This window comes from Burkholderia mycopellens (assembly GCF_964265025.1).
Taxonomy (GTDB): domain Bacteria; phylum Pseudomonadota; class Gammaproteobacteria; order Burkholderiales; family Burkholderiaceae; genus Burkholderia.
In genome coordinates this window covers 2,413,246-2,431,940 of sequence record NZ_OZ183802.1, presented here as the reverse complement: position 1 = coordinate 2,431,940, position 18,695 = coordinate 2,413,246, and the positions used below count along the sequence as shown (strand labels likewise).

Sequence of the window (18,695 nt, the reverse complement as noted above, 5' to 3'; positions counted from 1 at the left end):
AGAGGTGTCGGTCGCTTCAATGCCTGCCGAAGCCCCGGTGGCGGTAACGCCTCCGGGGCTTGTGCATGCCAGGTCGGTATGCGTCCGGCGCTGCGTTACCGCGATGCCAGGGCCGCGGCGCGCTTCTTCGGCTGAGCATCCTGCATCCGCTGCGACGCCTGCCACCAATACTTGCCCGCACGCTGCTGCGGATCACGGATCGCGAGATACGTCGTACTCCAGAGCTGTGCCGCGTTCGCCTCGGTGGCGTCCGCGCTGCGCGTGCCGAATGCATCGGTCTGGTACTTGCCGTTCACGTAGGACCACGTCCACATCTCCGACGTGCGCATGTCGCGTCCGTTCGAGATCACCTGCCAGATCGTCTGCCGCGCTTGCGTGAGCAGCGTGCGTGTCGCGGCTGACAGGTCCTGGCGCGCGAGCTGGCGATCGAGCCCGGCCACCCACATCGCCTGCTGCCACGACCAGATTACCGTGCCGTGATACGCGGAACTGGTGAACTTCGGCCACAGCGTCTGGCTTGCATACGCAGGATTCGCGATCAGCATCCCGGCATCGGTCACGAGCCCGGTCGGGAACGGCCGCGTGACGTCGGCGACGATCCGCTGAAGCTCGTCGTCCGGCGGCGTGCCGAACAGCAGCGCGAAGCCGCCATCCGAATTCATCACCGGGATCGGATTGCCCTGCTGATCGAGCGACAGCGCGTAGAACGCCAGCGGCATGCCCGGTGCGGCGCCGGCCGGCACGCCGGCGGACGGCGCATAGGCGGACACGTCGGTGGCCGCCTGCGTGGCCGGCACGCTGACCTGGAACAGCGGAGGTGCCTGCGTTTCCCACGTGGCCGCCTGGTTCGCCGTGTTGGCGAGCGTCGCGCGCTGTCCGGCATCCAGATACGGATCGAGCAGGCCGCGCGTGAGGAATGCGTTCGCCGCGCGCAACGCGGCCGGCACGAGCACCGCATTCACGTCGTACGGGTAGACGCCGCCGCCGAGCCCGTCGGTGCTGTCGCGCCAGTTGCCGACGATCTCGCCGGGCCGCAGGTGGATCAGGTTCGCGACCGACGGCTGCTGCGCGAACGGCTGCGCGGTCGTCGCGACGTGCAGCAGGTTGACGACCAGGCGGCTGCCGTTGGTCTGCCCGTCGCTGCCGCGTTGTGCAAGATATGCGGCCGCGCGGGCCTGGCCGCGCGTATCGTCGATCAGCCACGCGGCAGCGATCGGCGCGAGCAGGTAGTCACTGTCGATCATCTTGTAGTCGTAGGTTGGCGTCGAATCGTTCGGCCGCCCGTTCTTCTGGTTGTCGACGAGGGCGAATTCGCCGATACCTTCCTCGTGCGCGACCTTGCCGTCGGTCGACAGCCGGCTCAGCACCGACGACAGGCCTGCCTCGATCGCCGCGGGTGCGAGCACGGGCATCAGCATGCGCACCGAGATCAGCGTGTCGCGGCCGAAGTAGGTGTCGTACTGCCACGAGCCGGCCAGCAGCTTGTCGTGGAAGCTCAGGAACTCGAGCACGTTCTGGCTCACCGGGTCGGGGTTGACGGACGGCGCGAGCAGGTCGGCACGCGTGATCGGCGACAACGGCGTCTCGCCCGACAGCGCATCGACGTGCAGCCGCAGCGTGTGCGAGCCCGCCGGTGCGCTCAGGACGAGCTTGCCGCCCGCTGCCGGCGCGATGCTGCCGCCGCCGCGCAGCGTGATGCGCAGCGAATAGCCGGGCGCGCCGTCGATCCGGTCGCGTTGCCATTGTGCGGCGCTGCCCTGGACCGTCGGCGCGGTGAGGATCTGCTCCGGAACCGTTGCGCCGCCGTTGAAGTCACGCAGGAAGCGCACGTTGCTGAGCACGCCCTGGCGGATCGTCAGCGCGTTGGTGTCCACCGACACGTCGGCGCCGATACCGTACAGCGGGCGGCCGTGTGCGTCGGGTGCCGATAGCGCGGACGGCGGCGTGTCGAGGCTCCAGTTCACCGGCTGCGCGGTGTCGTCGAACCACAGCCCCGTGCCGCTGTTGCCGGCGGGGAAGACCACGAGCAGGCGCGGCTTCGTCGACGAGCGCGCGAGCAGGTGCGCGGCGATCTTGTCCTGTCGGTAGAACGCGTTGATCTGGCCACCGGTGTCCATGCGGAACGACAGCGCAGCCTGGTTCGATGGCGGGCTGGCCGGCTGGATGTCGTCGTCGTTGCAGGCGGCGAGCAGGCCGGCGCAGACGAATCCCGTGCACAGCGATTTCGCGAAGCGATGCATGTCACGTCCCTCCTGATGACTGGCGATTTTTTCGAGACTTATCGAATGAGCGGGTGCTCGGTCTGCTTCACCCGGCATTGTGGAATTCCCGGAAATTATGGAATTAATCCGGGCGTGATTCTGGGGTGAATTGAATGGGAAATAACCCGTTATCGGTTAATTCCTGAATTGAAAACAATAGGAGGCGCTGCCTCGGCCAGGCATGAAAGACTGCTCTGCTGGTGTCCCGGTGCAGTGCCGCCGTTGGTGCGTACACGGCGTGAAAAACAAAACGTAAGCCGCCGTAGGGGATTCTAAAGTTCCGATAAAGTCGAAGTCAATAATGAATTGATGGTTTTCGTATAATGCACTGAAATGAGGTCGCAATTATTGCTTGCCGGATCGGTAAAATATGCAAATTTAAGAGGGAGTGGAGATGCGCCGATTATCGAGTTCGGCGAAAATCGATTGGCAATCGATGTCCGTATTGGCGATTGATTTCGAACCGGGATTGAATCATGACGGTTCGTCTGTCGCCGAGTCTCGGGCGGTGGAAACGGAAGGCGCGGAAGGCGATGGATTCGGCGATACGGAGCGGTGAGCAACCGGCGTTCCTGCGACCGGGCCGACGGGGGACCCCGAGAACCTGACTCCATGCGATCGCGCCAACCGCGTCGGCAAGTTTGGTAGGCTGGGGGCCCGCTTCCGTTTACCGAATTGACGCAGTCGATCATTGATGCGATTCGATATCCGTCATTTGCGGGGCTGACGATTTTGCGACAGAGCGACTCTTCATCGATGGTCGATGGTGGTTGACGTCGCGTTCACTCCGGAGCATGCACCGTGCTGCACGTACCCGACGATTCAGTGGTCGTATTGGTTGATTTTCAGACGCGGCTGATGCCGGTGATCCACGAAGGGGTATCCGTCGTCACGCAGGCGGTCCGACTTGCCCGTATTGCGCAGATAGTCGGGGTGCCGGTGATGGGTACCGAGCAGAGCCCCGTCCAGTTGGGCCGGAACGTACCGGACATCCAGGCGCTGTGCTCGAACACGATCGTCAAGGACCATTTCGACGCGTGCGCCGAGGGACTGGTCGATGCATTGCCGGCCGGGCGCAATAGCGTCGTCGTCGCCGGTTGCGAGGCGCACGTGTGCGTGTTGCAAACGGCGTTCGGGCTGTTGCGCAGCGGCCGCCAAGTCACGGTGGTCAGCGATGCAGTGGGGTCGCGCAAGACGATTGACCGGGACGCAGGGATCGCTCGGCTCGGGGCGGCGGGGGCGCAAATCGCGACGGTCGAGATGATCGGGTTCGAGTGGCTGGGATCCAGCCGGCATCCCCATTTTCGCGATGTGCTGCGCCTGATCAAATGAGTCGCGTCGCCCCCGCGCGCTGACGGAAACAGCGTTCCTGGAGCCGGATGCGTGAATCTCGGGATACCGGCCATTGGAGCCGGCAGGTTGGGTAGGCTTGCTGGCGGCGGTCGCGGGCGGGATCCTCGCGTCGGCGGGCGACACGGAGAAAATTGGGCATCGTTGCCGCTGGTATGAATTGATGCCCGTTTCGAGCCCAGCCTTTCAGCGCCTGGTCGCGCGGTCCGGCACGCGAGTGAATGGCGGGGCGGCGGAACATGCGTGACCGGCTAGGGTTTCAGCGGGAATGGCGGATCAACGCGAACGGGAGCGAACGAAGCGATTAGACACATTGATCCAAGCCGCTCTGGGCTGGACCGACAGTCACCTGCATGAGTTCGAGATTGCGGAGGAGCGCTACGGCATCCCCGAACGGAAATTTCAGAGATTGGCGAGCAACCGTAACTGGTGCTGGGTCTCGGTCCCCAATACGAGTACATAGAATCGCGCTTCGCGACGCTCAGGCGCCGAAAGATTTTGTGTGTCGGAAAACGTGTTCCATTCGTCACCGTCGATGCGCTCAAGTTTGCCATGGGTCCGAGCAAAGGCAAGCAACAACCGACTCGCTTCACGTCGGATAACGATGCGGTCCATATTCAATACATAAGGTCGCCAGCCGTCCAGAAGCACAACGTAGTGAGGTACGTAACTTCGGTCGACTATCATCGTCGGCGTTGCCATTCCTCGAGATCTGGTTAGCAAATCAGACTCCTTCGAACGTCGCCATCCGCATAGGGTTTTCAACGTGGAAGAATGGTTCCGTTAGCTCTGCTCGTCGCGTTCGAGCATTGACATCGCTCGTCAACCATACTGTGACGTTAGCCATTCCTCTGCCCATTTTTTTGCGTACGCAACTGCATCGTCACGATTGTAGAAGGCAGCCAGATCGCTGCTATTGTGTACTTCTTGCTCCGTGCCGTTCATCAGTGTCGCGGTAATCCGCACGTGCGCGACATACTGGACATCGGCTCTGCGCGGTGTCGAATCGATCCGGAATCGTGTTGAATTGAAGAGCATTTTTCGTCCAAATTCTGTATTTCGGTGATCGAGTCAACGACTGACGATTTCTTCTCGTTAGCTTGCTGCTGTTGCTCGAGCGCTCGCACCATCACATGACGGTTACTGTCAGACACGCTCCCGAAGGTACTGGATGCACTTTAGTCGTAGACCTAACCGATTTGCGGGCGCACCTTGCGGGTGGGTTGTCGAGTCATATGCAGCACCAGGACGCTGTTCAGGAGGCGTGGAGCTATCCACCGGGTGGACGGACTTCGCTATCTGAAGAGCAGCATGACCTATCCAGACGCGATCGCGCCACTCGCATTTCGCTCGATGGACGATTAGCCATGCCTGCAATGATTCAACTAGCTGATGGGGTGACAGCCACTGACGAGTTTTCCTTTGGGTGACGAGTTGCAGCGCAACAAGGAAACAGAGCAGATCCACATACCTGGTTGCGACGCGCATGGTTGGTCTTCTGGCTTTCAATGTTTGTGAACGCGTCGGCGTGAGCCCATCCTCAGATACTGAGCGCCTTCTCTATTGCGGCAATCAATTTGAATGCGTCGTCCCGACCGATCAGAAAACCCCGGCTGGTGTACTCGCACCCGAATGCATAGAAGCTAGGTAACAGGGTCACCATGTCTTTCTGCTGATTGAAATCGACTTCGCATTTAGTCAGCGGGAAAAACGGAGGCGCCTCGGTCGGCATGTTGTACACGATGCCCTCCTAGTACATTTTCCGGGGCGGCAACATGCGTTTCGCACGCAAGCGCTGCCTGGCAACGGCGCTGGCTTTTTTGCGCTTGCGTTCCGTCGTGGGCTTTTCATAGCCGGTGCGGCTGCGCAACTCGCGAATCAACCCGGTTTTCTCGATGCCACGCCGGAATCGCCGGAGCGCGACATCGATCGGTTCGTTGAGCTTCAGAATAATTGTCGTCATGTAGATCCTGTTTTGAAAGATTCGAGCGTACAGCTAGCCGAGTCGTGTCATGACGGCGCTGGCTATCTCGTCGGATTCGAATTCCGAATATCCGGCCCCGATCGATAGTGCACGTATTGCCACGAACATTTGCAGCTCATGTTGACGGCACATCGCTGAATCGGCGATTCTGGAGGGCACGACGGTGTCGATCCGGGTGACCTCATTTCGTCTGATCAAGCCGAGTAGTTCGTCGATGATCATTTCGCCCTCCAAACGACCGGGAAATTGTGTTGCGCTGACGAGTCGCTTCAGCGTGCGCTGGAAAAGAAACCCTGTTTTTCGCGATTGTCGTCGATGATGTTCTCGGCAAAGCGCACCGAGGCACGACGGGCGTCGCCGGCGCTGTCATATGGCGAGGTGTCGCGCAATCTGAACGTCTGGCTCTGTGTCAGCGTATCGGTGGTCCCGCGAAGGCAAATCTTGACGGCCGCGTCGAACCCGGCATCGTAGTTATGCGGGCTGCCATTCGGCGCCGGCACGTGCGGGTAAATCAATGGGTAAATCTCGAATCCACGGTAGACGTGCATGCTCATGACAAACTCCTGGCGTTCGGCCACGACGAGTCGCATGGGCGAACACATCCAGCCGGTGTCCCTGTTGCGGAGCGGGCTGGTTGGTGAAGGGGACTACGTTGCAGCGCGAAGGAGGGGCGATGCAGCAAGAGGGCGGATGGAGGGGCGAAAGATCAGAGGTCTGGTGATCTCCCTGATGAACCCATCATACGCGCATCGTTTGATGCCCGTATGATTTATTTTGGGTACGTACAAGAACCTGTCGGCATGCGGTGCGACAGGTGTGCGGTATCGGCTTGCGAGTGGCAGGCGGTGACGTTGTCACGTGTCCACTCGACGACCGCGTGATCAGGCTAGCGTCGAACGAATCGCTTTCCCGTCGAAGCGCCCGGCGCCCGGTCGTCTCTGTGCCGGAAATTGATGCGGCCGTTGGTCAGATCGTAGACGGACAACGCCAGCCTTACGCGAGCCCCTGCGAGGATCCTGATACGGTGCCTGCGCATGCGTCCCGATGCGTGTGCGGCGACCGTCGCGCCGTTTTCCGGTGTCACGCGGAATCTGCTGCCCGGGAGGACTTCATCGACAACGCCGTCCGGTTCCGGGCGTTGTTCTTTTGCCGTGCCAATGTCTCCCGTCAGAGCGATGACCTGCATCCGAAGGCAAGTTCGCTGTTACGACCGGCTCAATTCGCTATTGCGGCGCAAGTGGGCGCCTCTTCGGGCGCGAGTTGGTGCCGGAGGGCGGCTTTGGCGGCACCCAGTTCAATGCGGTGCCCAACTTGGGCAGGATCATGGCCTGCTTGGCACGCGGAGGGGCCTTGTTACTGCGAGGCTGACTTCGGGTCATGCGGATTCTCCTGATGTGCGGCTTGCGGGGAGGCGGTGAACATGCCTTGCCCGATCGCACTCGTGCGGCTGAACACGCGCGCTACGAGCGATGTTTGCGTATCGACATACGCACTTGGTCGACGGCCGGATGTGAGACGGATGGTCGGGCCTGGTCTGCGTCGAGTCGCGTTGCATCTACGACGGAGGGTGTAGCAATTGAAGCGGCAGTGAGGTGTCGCTTCGTGAGCAGGACGGATGGCGTCGGGCGATTACAGCGGGGTAATGTTCGATGCTTGCAGACCCTTGGGGCCATTCTTTGTCTCATAGCTGACTTTCTGACCTTCCGCGAGGGTCTTGAAGCCGTCGCCGCGAATTTCCGAGAAGTGAGCAAACAGATCGTCGCCGCCGCTGTCGGGGGTGATGAAGCCGAAGCCCTTGCTGTCGTTGAACCACTTGACGGTACCGGTATCCATGGCAGATCTCCTGAAAATGGACGAGCACATACGCCTCGAATGGACGAGGAAAAGAAATCAAGGAGGGAGAGGACAACGAATACCGCAGGTTGCGGTCGATGATGAGCAGCAATCGCGCTTCTTGAATACTTCAGCGGCCGACAGTACGCGTCGTCAAGAAATGTGTCAAGCGCTTTTGGCCGGGGGGAGCACGTGACAAACCGGTGAGTGACCGGAACTCAAGTGCCACAGTCGATGCAGGCGTCGTGCACCGACCGACGTTGATCAATTCTTCGAATTGCGAATGAATTTGCAGGTAGCGAACTGGGGGTCGTGGCTCTTGCGAACGACTGGACGATGCGTGAAAGCGCTGACCGACGCGTTCACGCGGCAACGGTCCGAAACGGGTGTGGATCACGTCGACTCGTTCCCAAAACGGACCGCCTGGTGACACAGCTGCAAGGTGATCATTGATCCCGTCGTTCCGGGTGGCGAATCGCGATGGCTGGCACGGATGATCGTCAATTCGCGGACACGGCACGTTGACGCTGGCAAAACACTATCGTCGTGGATGCTTCATTTCCTCGGCTTCCACCGCGGCGAGTCGTTCCTCGCTTGCGGAAACGGATCCCATGGCTTCGTCGATCGATGCCAATGCATACTCGCAAGCCAGTTTCGTTTCTTCAACCGTAGGCTCTGGCTCCGCATCGTCGCTGGGCGGAGGGGAGAGCATGTCTCCGAGCATCATCGCCAGTTCAGGGGTGTCCCATTGCTCGCCCCTTTGTTCCTTCTTCTTTATATGGTGCCGGATTTCCGCGTCTTGCTCTGGCGAGAGTGGAAGGTGTCGAAACGTGTTGCTTGGTTTGGCGTCAATCATGATGTTGCCCTGAAGGTTGAATTCGACTTGCTTGAACTGCCTCCCGGATTGGACGAGCCCAGGAAAACGATGAGGCTGACGGAACTGGTTTCTATTTGCAACTGCGCGAATTGTGGATTTGTTCGAGGCGTCCCAAAAGCTCATCTACTTGGAGTTCGAGGACCTTGTTTCGCTGAGATTGCCTGCGGAGTCTGTTGAGCTTGACTGTCCAATACGATGGATTGCTTACAGGCGATCTGTCGATGAAGGCGTGTTCTGCTTGCTCAAGGAGTCCGATCGCTCGCCTGATGTGGACCAACTCGCGCTCCACTTCGCAGTACCAGCTCATGTTTGCCGCCTGTTGTTGACGATTTGCATCTTGACTTGCTGCCCCGCCAGAACACCGGGGTTCACTCAGGGGCGCAGGAGCCGACTCCGAGCTGTGTCGCTGCCGCGCGGCGGGTGTGGTGAGGGGGGAATGTGGTGCGCAAGTAGGGCGCGACACGGACTGCGGGGGAGGGAGGCCCGTTAATCCACAAATGGAGCCCGGACGAAACCATCATACGCGCATCGCCGGTCAGGCAACTGTTTAATTTCGGTTGCGACGAAGAACACGCATCGTTGAATGCGAGATGAATCGCCGTCTCGGCTACGCGCCAGGCAGCGCCAAACCGTCCGGCGTGAGCTAAGCAAGATCATCAAGACCCGAGGCCGCTTCCCGACCGACAATGCGGCAACGAAACTGGTCTGGCTGGCACTGCGCAACCTCACGGCTGACTGGGGGCGTGCCGCTCACGACTGGAAGACAGCCATGACCCAGTTTGGTAGGCTTGTTGCCTGCCTTCGCTTGTCGGGTCTTGATGTCGGCAAGTGGCATGGTGAAAAAGAGGTATCGTCTTTGGATGGTCGAAATGATACCCCCCCCTTTATTCCCCTACTTTTCGGCCGGACGCGATTTTCGGCGGATGTGAGCGAACGGAGGAAGGGCGTAAGGTGCCCAACTGGCAAGGGTTTTGGGGAAATTCCCGAACCATCACGAACAGGAGCGAACGAAGTGATCAGACATATCGTCATGTGGAAGTTGAAGGAATCGGCCGAGGGCGCGACGCGTGCACAGAACGCGCTGAAGCTGAAGGAAAAGCTCGAAGGCTGCCGCGACCTCGTGCCAGGCACGCTGCAGATCGACATCGGCGTGGCGACGCCGGGCCTCGACGCGACCGCCGACATCGTGCTCGTATCCGATTTCGCGGACAAGGCCGCGCTCGATGCGTACCAGGTGCACCCGGTTCACCAGGAAGTGAAGAAATTCGTCGTCGCGGTGGCCGAATCGCGCGAGTGCGTCGACTACATCGTCGACACCGCACGATGAGCGACGCGGCAACCCCGACGGACGTCCCGTCGATCGAAAGCCCGTTCGTCGACCTGCTCGGTGTGCAGCTCGTGTCCGCGAAGGACGGTGCGAGCGAGCTCGTGTTGCCGCTCGAAGAGCGGCACATGAACACGTGGAGCATCGCGCACGGCGGCGTGACGATGACGCTTGCGGACATCGCGCTCGCGATGGCTGCACGCAGCCTGACCGATGACGGTGTCGGCGTCGTGACGGTCGAGATGAAGGTGAACTTCATGCAGCCGGGTCGCGGCGAGTTGCGCGCTTACGGGCGCGTGATGCATCGCTCGACGACGATGGCCTACTGCGAGGGCGAAGTGCGCGACAGCGACGGCAATTTCGTTGCGAAGGCGCTCGGCACGTTCAAGTACATGCGGCGGCTCGCGGTGGGCCGCGACATCAAGCGGCAACGCTCGCGCACGGCGCCTGACGCCCAGCCCGGCCCGAGCGACGCGTAAGCGCCGGATGCACGGCCCTGCCTCTTCACAGGCAGGGCCGTCCTGTTTTGCGACGCGTCTTGGCGCACCGGAATGTCGATACGCACGGCGCGTGACGCTTGCCTGACGCGCGCATGGCATCATGCACGCTTGTCCGTTCACGGTGCCCCGCAGGCGCCGTCCTAACCGATGCCGCTGAATCCGAAGATCGCCCAGGTGCTCGACATGATCGAGCGTGCGAAACGTCCGTCCTATCACCACCAGACGCCGCAGCAGGCGCGTGCCGCGTACGAGAAAAGCGCGCCGATCCTCGACGTCGCGCCGGCGTCGATGCATTCGGTCGAGGAATGCGTCGTGCCGACGCGCGACGGCCGCACGATCGGTGCACGGCTGTACCTGCCGGTCGCGCCGAGCCTCGCGGAGCCGCTGCCCGCGCTCGTCTACTACCATGGCGGCGGCTTCACAGTCGGCAGCGTCGATACGCACGACGCGCTGTGCCGGATGTTCGCGCACGATGCGCAATGCGCGGTGCTGTCGGTCGGCTACCGGCTCGCGCCGGAACACCGGTTCCCGACCGCGGTGAACGACGCCGACGACGCGTTGCAATGGCTGCATCGCGAGGCCGCCACGTTCGGTATCGACGCCGAACGGTTGGCCGTCGGCGGCGACAGCGCGGGCGGCACGCTCGCGACCGTATGCGCAGTGCTCGCACGCGACGCAGGCATTCGCCTGGCGCTCCAGATGCTGATCTATCCGGGCGTGACGGGCTACCAGGACACCGAATCGCATGCGCGGCTCGCGAGCGGATACTTGCTGACGCAGGACACGATCCAGTGGTTCTTCACGCAATACGTGCGCGATCGGGCGGACCGCGACGACTGGCGTTTCGCGCCGCTCGACGGCATGCGCGATGCGCCGTCGTTCTCGGGCGTCGCGCCGGCGTGGATCGCGACGGCCGAATACGATCCGCTGAGCGACGAAGGCGCCGCGTATGCGGACAAGTTGCGCGCGGCGGGCAACGCGGTCACGCTGGTCTGCTATCCGGGGATGATCCACGAATTCTTCAAGATGGCCGGCTACGTGCCCGAGGTACGGGCCGCGCATGCCGATGCCGTCGCGGCGCTGAAGGCCGCATTCGACGACGTTTGATGGCGATGGTTGAGCGGCGTGCGCGCCGCATGGGAGCTGCGATGACGGACGGCGTGGTGGAAACCGGCGACTGGACGGTACTGGGCGGCGACGCTGCGCGGATTCGCGACGCGGTGTTCGTGCGCGAGCAGCAGATTCCACCGGAATGGGAGCTCGATGAAGACGATCCGCTGTCGCTCCATGCGGTGGCGTACCGGGTCGATGCGGCGACCGGTATACGCCGCGCGGTCGCGACGGGGCGGCTGCTGCCGTCCGGCACGATCGGGCGCGTCGCGGTGCTGGCCGACGCGCGCGGGCAGGGCGTCGGGTCGGCCGTGCTCGACGCACTGCTGGAGGCGGCGCGGCGGCGCGGCGAAATCGTCGTGCGGCTCTACGCGCAGGATTCGGCCGTGTCGTTCTATTTGCGGCACGGCTTTACGGCGGTCGGTGAACCGTTCGTCGAAGCCGGCGTGCCGCACGTCGAGATGGCGCGCGCGCCGTAGCACGGCGCCTGTTCGCGCGCTCAGCGCGGCTGTGTCGCGTCGAGGTCGAACGTGAATGCGCGCTCGAACGTGCCCGGGCGGACGGTTCGGTGCGAGCCGTCGTCGTCGCAGCGTTCCTTGATCTCGACCGTCAGCCGCACGCCTTCCTTCATCGTGACGCGCAGCGCGGTCGTGCCGCGTGTCCCGTATTCGGGGGTCTCGATGAACGCGGCCGACAGCGCACGCTCGCGCTCGATCGGAATGCCCGTGTGCGGGAGTGCGTCGTCGTCCGCGACATGCGGGTCGCGCATCAGCGCGATCAGCTCGTCGAGCGTCGGGGTTGGATTGTCGGTGAGCAGCGTGCCGAGTTCCGCGCGCTTGCGCACCACTTTCGGCCAGGGCGTATCGAGCCGCGCATTCGACAGCGCATGCACGCCGGGTGCGATCGCGACGGGCGCGGCGACACCGCTTTCGCCCTCGGGCGCGCGATTGCAGAACCACGCGAGTTCACGCCGCCGCCAGTCGCCGACGAGCAGGTTGAAGCCGTTGTAGACGGCCGCATGCTCGGCGAGCTGCCCGAGGTAGTCGAGCGGCGCGACGGACGGCCCGCCGAGGAAATCGGACACGAGCTTGCCGCGGGTCGGCGCGCCGGCGCGAATGTCGAACGGGGCGCGGTAGTTCGTCAGCGCGGCGAAACGGCCGTCGCGCGATACGCCGAGCCACGTGCCGCCTGCTTCGAGATCACGGCCGGCAAGCACGCCCGGTACATCTTCCCACCACGAGAGCGGCGCGCTCGTCCGACGGAAGAACTCGTCGCGATTGGCGGTGAGGGTAAAGACGGGACCGGCGGCGGCATCGGGCTGCCAGTCGAAGGCAATCAGACACATCGGGCGAATCTCTCGCAGGAAACGTCGGGCGCCGGCTGCGACTCGCGAGCCGGCGCGCGAACGGGTTGTCGGTGCATCACGCTTCCGTCGGCCAGGCGTACGGCAGCGTGTCGAACGCAAGCACCGGGCCGTCGGCCGAACCGAGGTGCACCGTGCCGTTGTCGAGCGCGGCGAGCTTGATCTCGACGAGCGCGTCGATGCCACCTGCGGGCGCGGCCGCCGCGTTGACGATCATCCCGCACGGCTGGCCGGGATCGTCGCTGTGGAACAGCTCGATGCCGGCATGCACGGTATCGGTCTCGCCGGCGAGGTGCGCGAGCGCGGTGCGGCGCTTGATCGTGCCGCGGTACTGGCTGCGCGCGACGATTTCCTGGCCCGGGTAGCACCCCTTGCGAAAGTTAACGGCGCCGATCACGTCGAAGTTGACCATCTGCGGCACGAACTGTTCGACGGCAGGCTGCGTGATGCGCGGTTCGCCCGCGCGGATGTCGAGCCAGTCCCAGACGGCCGGCGACACGACCGGGAGCGTGCCGCCGAGCGCGGCGATGCGCGCGTCGACTTCCGCGCGCGGGCTGATCCACAGATAGCGCTTGCGGCCGGCTGCATCGGGCACGCGGATCAGCGTGCCGGCGGGGCCGTCGACCTTCACGTGCACGCCGTCCGGCAGCGCGTCGAAGATGCCCGACAGCGCGTCGCGCACGTCGCCCGCGAAACCGACCACCGCGAGCGCGTCGCTCGCATCCGTCAGCTTCGCTTTTGCGCGCAGCACGAACATCGACAGCCGCTTCTGCACGGCGGGCTGCACGTCCTTCGACACCAGCAGGCGCACGCCGTGGCCGGCGCGCCACGTGAGGAACGAGCCGAGGAGGCGCCCCTTCGGGGAGCAGTAGCCGGACAGCCGCGCGCTCGCGGCGTCGAGATGTTCGATGTCGTTGGTGAGCTGGCTGTGCAGGAACGTCGCGGCATCATCGCCGGCCACGTCGATCACGCCGAACTGCGGCAGCGGCATGCAGGCGCCCGGCGCGTCGAAATCGGCGGCGGGCGGGCGGGGGAAAACGGGGAGCGAGGCGGGTGCGGCCTGGACTGCCGGTGAAGCGAACGGTGTGCTCATGGAATGAGGGAACAGTCAACCCTGACTTTGACGGAGGCGAGCAAGTATTATATGGGTCTTACCTGAGTCACGTTTCCATGTCCCTACTGAAGAAATGCGCCGCGACGATCGCGGCGCTGGCCGTCGTTGTGGCCGCTGCCGGCGCGGGCGGCGGATATTACTGGGCAACCCGGCCCCTGCTGCTGGGTTCGGCATCGCTCGACGTCACGATCAAGCCGCGCAGCAGCGTGAAGAGCGTCGCGCTGCAACTGAAGCGCGGCGGCGTGCCGGTCGAGCCGCTCGGCTTCGTCGCGATGACCCGCGTGCTCGGGCTGTCGAGCCGGCTCAAATCCGGCAACTACGAATTCAAGACCGGCATCACGCCTTACGAGGTGCTGCAGAAGATCGCGCGCGGCGACGTGAACGAGTATGTCGCGACGGTCATCGAAGGCTGGACCTTCAAGCGGATGCGCGCGGAACTCGACTCGAACCCCGATCTTGCGCACTCGACGGCCGGCATGAGCGACGCCGAGCTGCTGCGCGCGATCGGCGCGTCGGACAGCGCGGTGCAGCGCGGCAGCGGCGAGGGGCTGTTCTTCCCCGATACCTATCTGTTCGACAAGGGCACGAGCGACCTGAACATCTACCGGCGCGCATACCATCTGATGCAGACGCGTCTCGACGAGGCCTGGGCCGCGCGCGTGCCGGGCCTGCCGTACAAGACACCTTACGAAGCGCTGACGATCGCGTCGATCATCGAGAAGGAAACCGGCCATGCGGCCGACCGCGCGTTCGTCGCAGCGGTGTTCGCGAACCGGCTGCGCATCGGCATGCCGCTGCAGACCGATCCGTCGGTGATCTACGGGCTCGGCGATCTGTACGACGGCCGCCTGCGCAAGCGCGACCTGCAGGCCGACACTCCTTACAATACCTACACCCGGCGCGGGCTGCCGCCTACTCCAATCGCGTTGCCCGGCGTGGCCGCGCTGCAGGCGGCGATCAATCCGGCACAGACGAGCGCGCTCTATTTCGTCGCGAAAGGCGACGGCACGAGCGTGTTCTCCGACACGCTCGGCGACCACAACAAGGCCGTGGACAAATACATACGAGGGCAATAATGGCGAGCGGTAAATTCATCACGTTCGAAGGCATCGACGGGGCGGGGAAGACCACCCACCTGCAATGGTTTTGCGAACGCCTCCAGGGCAAGCTGGCCGCGGCCGGCAGACAGGTCGTCGTCACCCGTGAGCCGGGCGGCACGCAGCTCGGCGAGAAACTGCGCGAGATCCTGCTGAACCAGCCGATGGATCTCGAGACGGAAGCGCTGCTGATGTTCGCCGCGCGCCGCGAGCATCTGGCGCTCGTGATCGAGCCGGCGCTCGCGCGCGGCGACTGGGTCGTGTCCGATCGCTTCACCGATGCGACGTTCGCGTACCAGGGCGGCGGCCGGGGGCTGCCGCGCGACAAGCTCGAGACGCTCGAGCGCTGGGTGCAGGGCGGTTTCCAGCCCGACCTGACGGTGCTGTTCGACGTCGCGCCGCAGGTTGCGAGCGAGCGCCGCGGCGCCGCGCGCATGCCCGACAAGTTCGAAAGCGAGTCCGACGCGTTCTTCAAGCGCACGCGCAGCGAATATCTGCGACGCGCGGAAGAGGCGCCGCACCGCTTCGCGATCGTCGACGCGGCGCAGACGATTCCCGAGATCCGCCAGCAGCTCGAACGCGTGCTTGCCGCGCTGTAATTCGCAAGGAGCGCACCCCATGATCTATCCGTGGCAGACCGACGACTGGAACCGCCTGCAGCAACTGCGTGCGCAATGGCCGCACGCGCTGCTGCTGCATGGGCAGGCCGGGATCGGCAAGCTGCAGTTCGCGCAGCATCTCGCGCAGGGCTTCCTGTGCGAATCGCCGCAGCCGAACGGCGAGCCGTGCGGCACCTGCGCGGCCTGCACCTGGTTCTCGCAGGGCAACCATCCGGACTACCGGATCGTGCTGCCCGAGGCGCTGGCGGGCGAGGCGCCGGGCGCCGCGGACGACGCGAAGGCGGCCGACGCGGACGAAGGCAGTAAGAAGACGCGGGCGCCGAGCAAGGAAATCAAGATCGAGCAGGTGCGCGCGCTGCTCGACTTCTGCGGGGTTGGTTCGCATCGCGGCGGCGCGCGTGTCGTCGTGCTGTATCCGGCCGAGGCACTCAACGTCGCCGCGTCGAACGCGCTGCTGAAAACGTTGGAGGAACCGCCGTCCGGCGTCGTGTTCCTGCTCGTGTCGGCGCGCATCGACCGCCTGCTGCCGACCATCATCAGCCGCTGCCGGCAGTGGCCGATGACGGTGCCGGCGCCGGACGCGGCCGCGGCCTGGCTCGCCGCGCAGGGCGTCGATCATGCGCCTGCGCTGCTCGCCGAGGCCGGCGGCGCGCCGCTCGCCGCGCTGGCGCTCGCGAGCGACGAGAATCGCCCGCTGCGCGACTACACGCTCGGGCAACTCGCGGCCGGTGCGGCGTGCGACCCGTTCGCGTGTGGCGAGACGCTGCAGAAGCTGCCGGTGCCGCTGGTGCTTGGCTGGCTGCAGCGCTGGCTGTACGACCTGCTCGCCCAGCGGATGGCGGGCACGCCGCGCTACTTCCCGATGCACGCGGCGGCGCTCGCGCGCTGCGCGGAAGCGGTCGATGCGAGCGCGTTCGCCCGCTTCATGAAGGCCGTGACGCGGCAGCGGACGGTCGAGAACCATCCGCTCAACGCGCGGCTCGTATTCGAGGAATTGTTTCTCGGTTATCGGGAAATATTCGCGTGATGCCGCATTGTTTCTTGCGGGTTGCGAAATGATGGCCGGCTCACTCCGCGACGCGACCGTGGCCGGCCGGCCCGCGAACGCCGCCCGTTGCCGCATGCCGGCGCGCGCATGAGCAACCGCCTTACGAATTCAGGAAACACGATGTTCGTCGATTCTCACTGCCATATCAATTTCAAGGGCCTGGCCGACCGCCTGCCGGCTGTTCTCGAGAACATGCGCGAGCACGACGTCACGCACGCGCTGTGCGTGTCCGTCGATTTCGAGACGCTGCCGGAGGTCCTTGCGATCGCGGACGCGCACGACAACGTCTATGCATCGGTCGGCGTGCATCCCGATCACGAGGACGCGCGCGAGCCGACGCTCGCGGAGCTTGTCGAGCTGGCCGCGCACCCGAAGGTCGTCGCGATCGGCGAAACGGGCCTCGACTACTACCGTCTCGAAGGCCGCTCGATCGACGATATGGAATGGCAGCGCGAACGCTTTCGCACGCATATCCGCGCGGCGACCGCGACGATGAAGCCGCTGATCATCCACACGCGCTCGTCGTCGGAGGACACGCTGCGGATCATGGCCGAGGAGCGCGCGGACGTGCCGGGCGGCGTGATGCACTGCTTCACCGAGCCGTGGCCGGTGGCCGAACAGGCACTCGCGCAGAACTTCCATATCTCGCTGTCGGGCATCGTCACGTTCAAGAACGCGACCGACGTGCAGGACGTCGCGCGGCGCGTGCCGCTCGACCGGCTGCTGATCGAGACCGACTCGCCGTACCTCGCGCCGGTGCCGTATCGCGGCAAGCCGAATGAACCTGCGTACGTCAGCCATGTCGGACGTTTTATCGCATCCGAGCGCGGGATCGCCGTCGAGGCGCTCGCCGATGCGACGACGCAGAACTTTTTCCGGCTGTTCAAGATCGCCCGCTAACGACGCGCGCGCAGCCGACAACCCAGGGAAGGAGCCCACAACAATGACGAAGCCGACCAACCATCTGCCGAAACGCGCACTCGTTGCCGCCGCGCTTGTCGCGAGCGGCCTGTTTGCGACCGCCGGCGCGCATGCCGAATCGCTCGATGCGATCGTCAAGGCCGTCAAGTTCGACGACATCGCCGACATCGGCCAGCAGCTCAAGAGCGGCAAGCTCGATCCGAACACGGTCGCGCCGAACGGCGACCCGCTGATCGTGATCGCTGCACGCGAGAAGTCCGACAAGGTCGCGGCGGCGCTCGCCACGACGCCGAACGTCGACCTCGAGAAGGAAGACAAGGCCGGCGAAAATGCGCTGATGCTCGCATCGCTGAACGGCGACGTCGGCCTCGCGAAGCTGCTGATCGACAAGGGCGCGGAAGTCAGCAAGAAGGGCTGGGCGCCGCTGCACTACGCAGCGACCAACGGTCAGGACGCAGTGGTGAAGCTGTTGCTCGACCACGACGCGTACATCGATACCGCGTCGCCGAACGGCACGACGCCGCTGATGATGGCCGCGCGCGGCAACCATCCGTCGACGGTCACGCTGCTGCTCGACCAGGGCGCCGATCCGCAGGTGAAGAACCAGCTCGGCATCACCGCGCTCGAATTCGCGAAGCACTACAACGCGCCGGACGCGATCGAGATCCTGAGCAAGCGGACGACGCGCATCGGGGCATCGACGCCGGCAGATGCGCAAAAGAGTGCAAAATAGCGGTTTTCGGTGCGGCAGACGGTGCCCGCCCGGCCGGATTCCGGCCGGCGCAGGGCGTCCCGGCGCCGCGCCGGCCAAGGCAGCAGGCGGTCTCGGGCCGCATTGACATAAGGAACACCATGTTGCGCGCAATGTTTTGTGCCGCGGCGTTTGCCGTGCCGTTGTCGGCGGCGGCTTTCACGGGCGCTGATCTCGACCGGCTGTGCGCGAAGACGGACGTCAAATCGCGGGCGTCGTGCGCGGCCTACATCGAAGGCGCTGCCGACGGCGTCTACAACACCATCGACGCGATCGGCGGCACGACGGGGCCGCGGGTCGGCCAGTATTTCTGCCTGCCGCCCGACATCCGGGCGCAGCAGATGACCGACGCGGTGCGCAAGTACATCGCGGAAAATCCGAAGCTGGCCGACTACAACGCGAGCACCGCGGTATCGCTCGGTCTCGGCAAGGCGTTTCCCTGCAGGAGCGGCAGCTGACCTGACGCCGTGTCCGGGCCCGCGCGTGGCCCGGGCGTCGCCGACGCATCCAGGACGAGGCGTACGCGCCTCATAACCCACGGG

25 protein-coding genes and 1 pseudogene are annotated in these 18,695 nt (G+C 64.3%); 14 read left to right on the top strand and 12 right to left on the bottom strand.

Translation table 11 applies throughout. The annotated features are described in order from the left end of the window. Positions 1–95: 95 nt before the first annotated feature. The gene (locus ACPTTC_RS11235) at positions 96–2,240 is read right to left on the bottom strand and encodes a hypothetical protein (protein ID WP_423392525.1); all 2,145 of its coding nucleotides are present in this window, start codon (positions 2,238–2,240) and stop codon (positions 96–98) included. 415 nt (positions 2,241–2,655) lie between these two features. Between ACPTTC_RS11235 and ACPTTC_RS11230 the strand changes: the two genes are divergently transcribed. The 3 genes from ACPTTC_RS11230 (at position 2,656) to ACPTTC_RS11220 (ending at position 4,074) form a co-directional block, all read left to right on the top strand. Beyond that, complete coding sequence (locus ACPTTC_RS11230) at positions 2,656–2,820, top strand: hypothetical protein (protein ID WP_423392524.1); 165 nt, start codon at positions 2,656–2,658, stop codon at positions 2,818–2,820. 242 nt (positions 2,821–3,062) lie between these two features. Then, positions 3,063–3,593: an isochorismatase family protein gene (locus tag ACPTTC_RS11225; RefSeq protein ID WP_423392523.1), complete on the top strand. Its 531-nt coding sequence runs from the start codon at positions 3,063–3,065 to the stop codon at positions 3,591–3,593. Between the two features lie 286 nt (positions 3,594–3,879). Beyond that, a complete protein-coding gene (locus ACPTTC_RS11220; protein ID WP_423392522.1) occupies positions 3,880–4,074 on the top strand; it encodes an IS1096 element passenger TnpR family protein in 195 nt (64 codons plus the stop codon). Here ACPTTC_RS11220 and ACPTTC_RS11215 read toward each other — a convergent pair. The 9 genes from ACPTTC_RS11215 to ACPTTC_RS11175 form a co-directional block, all read right to left on the bottom strand. Next, on the bottom strand, positions 4,014–4,298 hold the full coding sequence (locus ACPTTC_RS11215; protein WP_423393352.1) for a hypothetical protein: 285 nt from the start codon (positions 4,296–4,298) through the stop codon (positions 4,014–4,016). The two genes, ACPTTC_RS11220 and ACPTTC_RS11215, sit on opposite strands and share 61 nt — an antisense overlap. A gap of 135 nt (positions 4,299–4,433) precedes the next feature. Then, positions 4,434–4,649 (bottom strand): hypothetical protein, encoded by a 216-nt coding sequence (locus tag ACPTTC_RS11210; RefSeq protein WP_226196918.1) that lies wholly within the window; start codon positions 4,647–4,649, stop codon positions 4,434–4,436. A gap of 502 nt (positions 4,650–5,151) precedes the next feature. Next, the gene (locus tag ACPTTC_RS11205) at positions 5,152–5,343 is read right to left on the bottom strand and encodes a hypothetical protein (RefSeq protein ID WP_264165923.1); all 192 of its coding nucleotides are present in this window, start codon (positions 5,341–5,343) and stop codon (positions 5,152–5,154) included. An 18-nt stretch (positions 5,344–5,361) separates the two neighbouring features. Continuing rightward, positions 5,362–5,574 carry a 30S ribosomal protein S21 gene (gene rpsU / locus ACPTTC_RS11200; RefSeq protein ID WP_175969598.1) on the bottom strand — a complete coding sequence of 71 codons (213 nt, stop codon included), beginning with the start codon at positions 5,572–5,574 and terminating at the stop codon, positions 5,362–5,364. Between the two features lie 33 nt (positions 5,575–5,607). Continuing rightward, a complete protein-coding gene (locus tag ACPTTC_RS11195) occupies positions 5,608–5,817 on the bottom strand; it encodes a hypothetical protein (protein WP_423392521.1) in 210 nt (69 codons plus the stop codon). A 47-nt stretch (positions 5,818–5,864) separates the two neighbouring features. After that, positions 5,865–6,149 (bottom strand): hypothetical protein, encoded by a 285-nt coding sequence (locus ACPTTC_RS11190; RefSeq protein WP_226196922.1) that lies wholly within the window; start codon positions 6,147–6,149, stop codon positions 5,865–5,867. Between the two features lie 332 nt (positions 6,150–6,481). Further along, positions 6,482–6,781 carry a translation initiation factor IF-1 gene (gene infA, locus ACPTTC_RS11185; protein WP_423392520.1) on the bottom strand — a complete coding sequence of 100 codons (300 nt, stop codon included), beginning with the start codon at positions 6,779–6,781 and terminating at the stop codon, positions 6,482–6,484. Between the two features lie 443 nt (positions 6,782–7,224). After that, positions 7,225–7,428 carry a cold-shock protein gene (locus tag ACPTTC_RS11180; RefSeq protein ID WP_175005330.1) on the bottom strand — a complete coding sequence of 68 codons (204 nt, stop codon included), beginning with the start codon at positions 7,426–7,428 and terminating at the stop codon, positions 7,225–7,227. A gap of 538 nt (positions 7,429–7,966) precedes the next feature. Next, positions 7,967–8,284 carry a hypothetical protein gene (locus ACPTTC_RS11175; RefSeq protein WP_423392519.1) on the bottom strand — a complete coding sequence of 106 codons (318 nt, stop codon included), beginning with the start codon at positions 8,282–8,284 and terminating at the stop codon, positions 7,967–7,969. Positions 8,285–8,948: 664 nt separating this feature from the next. Between ACPTTC_RS11175 and ACPTTC_RS11170 the strand changes: the two are divergent. The 5 genes and pseudogenes from ACPTTC_RS11170 to ACPTTC_RS11150 all read left to right on the top strand — a co-directional run. Then, a pseudogene (locus tag ACPTTC_RS11170) lies at positions 8,949–9,095 on the top strand (IS256 family transposase); the annotation flags it as partial. 222 nt (positions 9,096–9,317) lie between these two features. Next, complete coding sequence (locus ACPTTC_RS11165) at positions 9,318–9,632, top strand: Dabb family protein (RefSeq protein WP_423393351.1); 315 nt, start codon at positions 9,318–9,320, stop codon at positions 9,630–9,632. Beyond that, positions 9,629–10,108: a PaaI family thioesterase gene (locus ACPTTC_RS11160; protein WP_175955894.1), complete on the top strand. Its 480-nt coding sequence runs from the start codon at positions 9,629–9,631 to the stop codon at positions 10,106–10,108. The genes ACPTTC_RS11165 and ACPTTC_RS11160 overlap by 4 nt, the downstream gene beginning before the upstream one ends. 168 nt (positions 10,109–10,276) lie before the next feature. Beyond that, positions 10,277–11,236, top strand: a complete 960-nt coding sequence (locus ACPTTC_RS11155; protein ID WP_423392518.1) for an alpha/beta hydrolase — start codon at positions 10,277–10,279, stop codon at positions 11,234–11,236. 41 nt (positions 11,237–11,277) lie between these two features. Beyond that, complete coding sequence (locus ACPTTC_RS11150) at positions 11,278–11,718, top strand: GNAT family N-acetyltransferase (RefSeq protein ID WP_423392517.1); 441 nt, start codon at positions 11,278–11,280, stop codon at positions 11,716–11,718. Between the two features lie 20 nt (positions 11,719–11,738). Here ACPTTC_RS11150 and ACPTTC_RS11145 read toward each other — a convergent pair whose 3' ends face one another. Together ACPTTC_RS11145 and ACPTTC_RS11140 are read right to left on the bottom strand one after the other, a co-directional pair. Further along, a complete protein-coding gene (locus tag ACPTTC_RS11145) occupies positions 11,739–12,584 on the bottom strand; it encodes an NRDE family protein (RefSeq protein ID WP_226196929.1) in 846 nt (281 codons plus the stop codon). Between the two features lie 76 nt (positions 12,585–12,660). Further along, a complete protein-coding gene (locus ACPTTC_RS11140) occupies positions 12,661–13,695 on the bottom strand; it encodes a YgfZ/GcvT domain-containing protein (protein WP_423392516.1) in 1,035 nt (344 codons plus the stop codon). A 77-nt stretch (positions 13,696–13,772) separates the two neighbouring features. On the opposite strand from ACPTTC_RS11140, the gene mltG reads away from it, so the two are divergent. From mltG to ACPTTC_RS11110, 6 genes are all read left to right on the top strand, one after another. Then, positions 13,773–14,792, top strand: a complete 1,020-nt coding sequence (gene mltG / locus ACPTTC_RS11135) for an endolytic transglycosylase MltG (protein WP_175955903.1) — start codon at positions 13,773–13,775, stop codon at positions 14,790–14,792. Continuing rightward, positions 14,792–15,412 (top strand): dTMP kinase, encoded by a 621-nt coding sequence (tmk, locus tag ACPTTC_RS11130; protein ID WP_226196938.1) that lies wholly within the window; start codon positions 14,792–14,794, stop codon positions 15,410–15,412. Before mltG ends, tmk begins: the two co-directional genes overlap by 1 nt. 19 nt (positions 15,413–15,431) lie before the next feature. Continuing rightward, positions 15,432–16,460 carry a DNA polymerase III subunit delta' gene (locus ACPTTC_RS11125; protein ID WP_423392515.1) on the top strand — a complete coding sequence of 343 codons (1,029 nt, stop codon included), beginning with the start codon at positions 15,432–15,434 and terminating at the stop codon, positions 16,458–16,460. Between the two features lie 141 nt (positions 16,461–16,601). Beyond that, a complete protein-coding gene (locus tag ACPTTC_RS11120; RefSeq protein ID WP_175955909.1) occupies positions 16,602–17,381 on the top strand; it encodes a TatD family hydrolase in 780 nt (259 codons plus the stop codon). A 43-nt stretch (positions 17,382–17,424) separates the two neighbouring features. Next, positions 17,425–18,135: an ankyrin repeat domain-containing protein gene (locus ACPTTC_RS11115; RefSeq protein WP_423392514.1), complete on the top strand. Its 711-nt coding sequence runs from the start codon at positions 17,425–17,427 to the stop codon at positions 18,133–18,135. Between the two features lie 119 nt (positions 18,136–18,254). Continuing rightward, positions 18,255–18,611, top strand: coding sequence for a Rap1a/Tai family immunity protein (locus ACPTTC_RS11110; protein WP_059506076.1), 357 nt, complete (start codon positions 18,255–18,257; stop codon positions 18,609–18,611). Positions 18,612–18,695: the final 84 nt, after the last annotated feature.

Excerpts from the sequence above, each read along its gene's own strand:
- ACPTTC_RS11155 (WP_423392518.1), top strand. The coding sequence starts at position 10,277 with ATGCCGCTGAATCCGAAGATCGCCCAGGTGCTCGACATGATCGAGCGT.
- ACPTTC_RS11145 (WP_226196929.1), bottom strand. The coding sequence starts at position 12,584 with ATGTGTCTGATTGCCTTCGACTGGCAGCCCGATGCCGCCGCCGGTCCC.
- ACPTTC_RS11115 (WP_423392514.1), top strand. The coding sequence starts at position 17,425 with ATGACGAAGCCGACCAACCATCTGCCGAAACGCGCACTCGTTGCCGCC.
- ACPTTC_RS11140 (WP_423392516.1), bottom strand. The coding sequence starts at position 13,695 with ATGAGCACACCGTTCGCTTCACCGGCAGTCCAGGCCGCACCCGCCTCG.
- tmk (WP_226196938.1), top strand. The coding sequence starts at position 14,792 with ATGGCGAGCGGTAAATTCATCACGTTCGAAGGCATCGACGGGGCGGGG.
- ACPTTC_RS11210 (WP_226196918.1), bottom strand. The coding sequence starts at position 4,649 with ATGCTCTTCAATTCAACACGATTCCGGATCGATTCGACACCGCGCAGA.
- ACPTTC_RS11150 (WP_423392517.1), top strand. The coding sequence starts at position 11,278 with ATGACGGACGGCGTGGTGGAAACCGGCGACTGGACGGTACTGGGCGGC.
- ACPTTC_RS11160 (WP_175955894.1), top strand. The coding sequence starts at position 9,629 with ATGAGCGACGCGGCAACCCCGACGGACGTCCCGTCGATCGAAAGCCCG.
- infA (WP_423392520.1), bottom strand. The coding sequence starts at position 6,781 with ATGCAGGTCATCGCTCTGACGGGAGACATTGGCACGGCAAAAGAACAA.
- ACPTTC_RS11180 (WP_175005330.1), bottom strand. The coding sequence starts at position 7,428 with ATGGATACCGGTACCGTCAAGTGGTTCAACGACAGCAAGGGCTTCGGC.
- ACPTTC_RS11175 (WP_423392519.1), bottom strand. The coding sequence starts at position 8,284 with ATGATTGACGCCAAACCAAGCAACACGTTTCGACACCTTCCACTCTCG.
- mltG (WP_175955903.1), top strand. The coding sequence starts at position 13,773 with ATGTCCCTACTGAAGAAATGCGCCGCGACGATCGCGGCGCTGGCCGTC.
- rpsU (WP_175969598.1), bottom strand. The coding sequence starts at position 5,574 with ATGACGACAATTATTCTGAAGCTCAACGAACCGATCGATGTCGCGCTC.
- ACPTTC_RS11230 (WP_423392524.1), top strand. The coding sequence starts at position 2,656 with ATGCGCCGATTATCGAGTTCGGCGAAAATCGATTGGCAATCGATGTCC.
- ACPTTC_RS11195 (WP_423392521.1), bottom strand. The coding sequence starts at position 5,817 with ATGATCATCGACGAACTACTCGGCTTGATCAGACGAAATGAGGTCACC.
- ACPTTC_RS11235 (WP_423392525.1), bottom strand. The coding sequence starts at position 2,240 with ATGCATCGCTTCGCGAAATCGCTGTGCACGGGATTCGTCTGCGCCGGC.
- ACPTTC_RS11110 (WP_059506076.1), top strand. The coding sequence starts at position 18,255 with ATGTTGCGCGCAATGTTTTGTGCCGCGGCGTTTGCCGTGCCGTTGTCG.
- ACPTTC_RS11205 (WP_264165923.1), bottom strand. The coding sequence starts at position 5,343 with ATGCCGACCGAGGCGCCTCCGTTTTTCCCGCTGACTAAATGCGAAGTC.
- ACPTTC_RS11120 (WP_175955909.1), top strand. The coding sequence starts at position 16,602 with ATGTTCGTCGATTCTCACTGCCATATCAATTTCAAGGGCCTGGCCGAC.
- ACPTTC_RS11125 (WP_423392515.1), top strand. The coding sequence starts at position 15,432 with ATGATCTATCCGTGGCAGACCGACGACTGGAACCGCCTGCAGCAACTG.
- ACPTTC_RS11220 (WP_423392522.1), top strand. The coding sequence starts at position 3,880 with ATGGCGGATCAACGCGAACGGGAGCGAACGAAGCGATTAGACACATTG.
- ACPTTC_RS11215 (WP_423393352.1), bottom strand. The coding sequence starts at position 4,298 with ATGATAGTCGACCGAAGTTACGTACCTCACTACGTTGTGCTTCTGGAC.
- ACPTTC_RS11190 (WP_226196922.1), bottom strand. The coding sequence starts at position 6,149 with ATGAGCATGCACGTCTACCGTGGATTCGAGATTTACCCATTGATTTAC.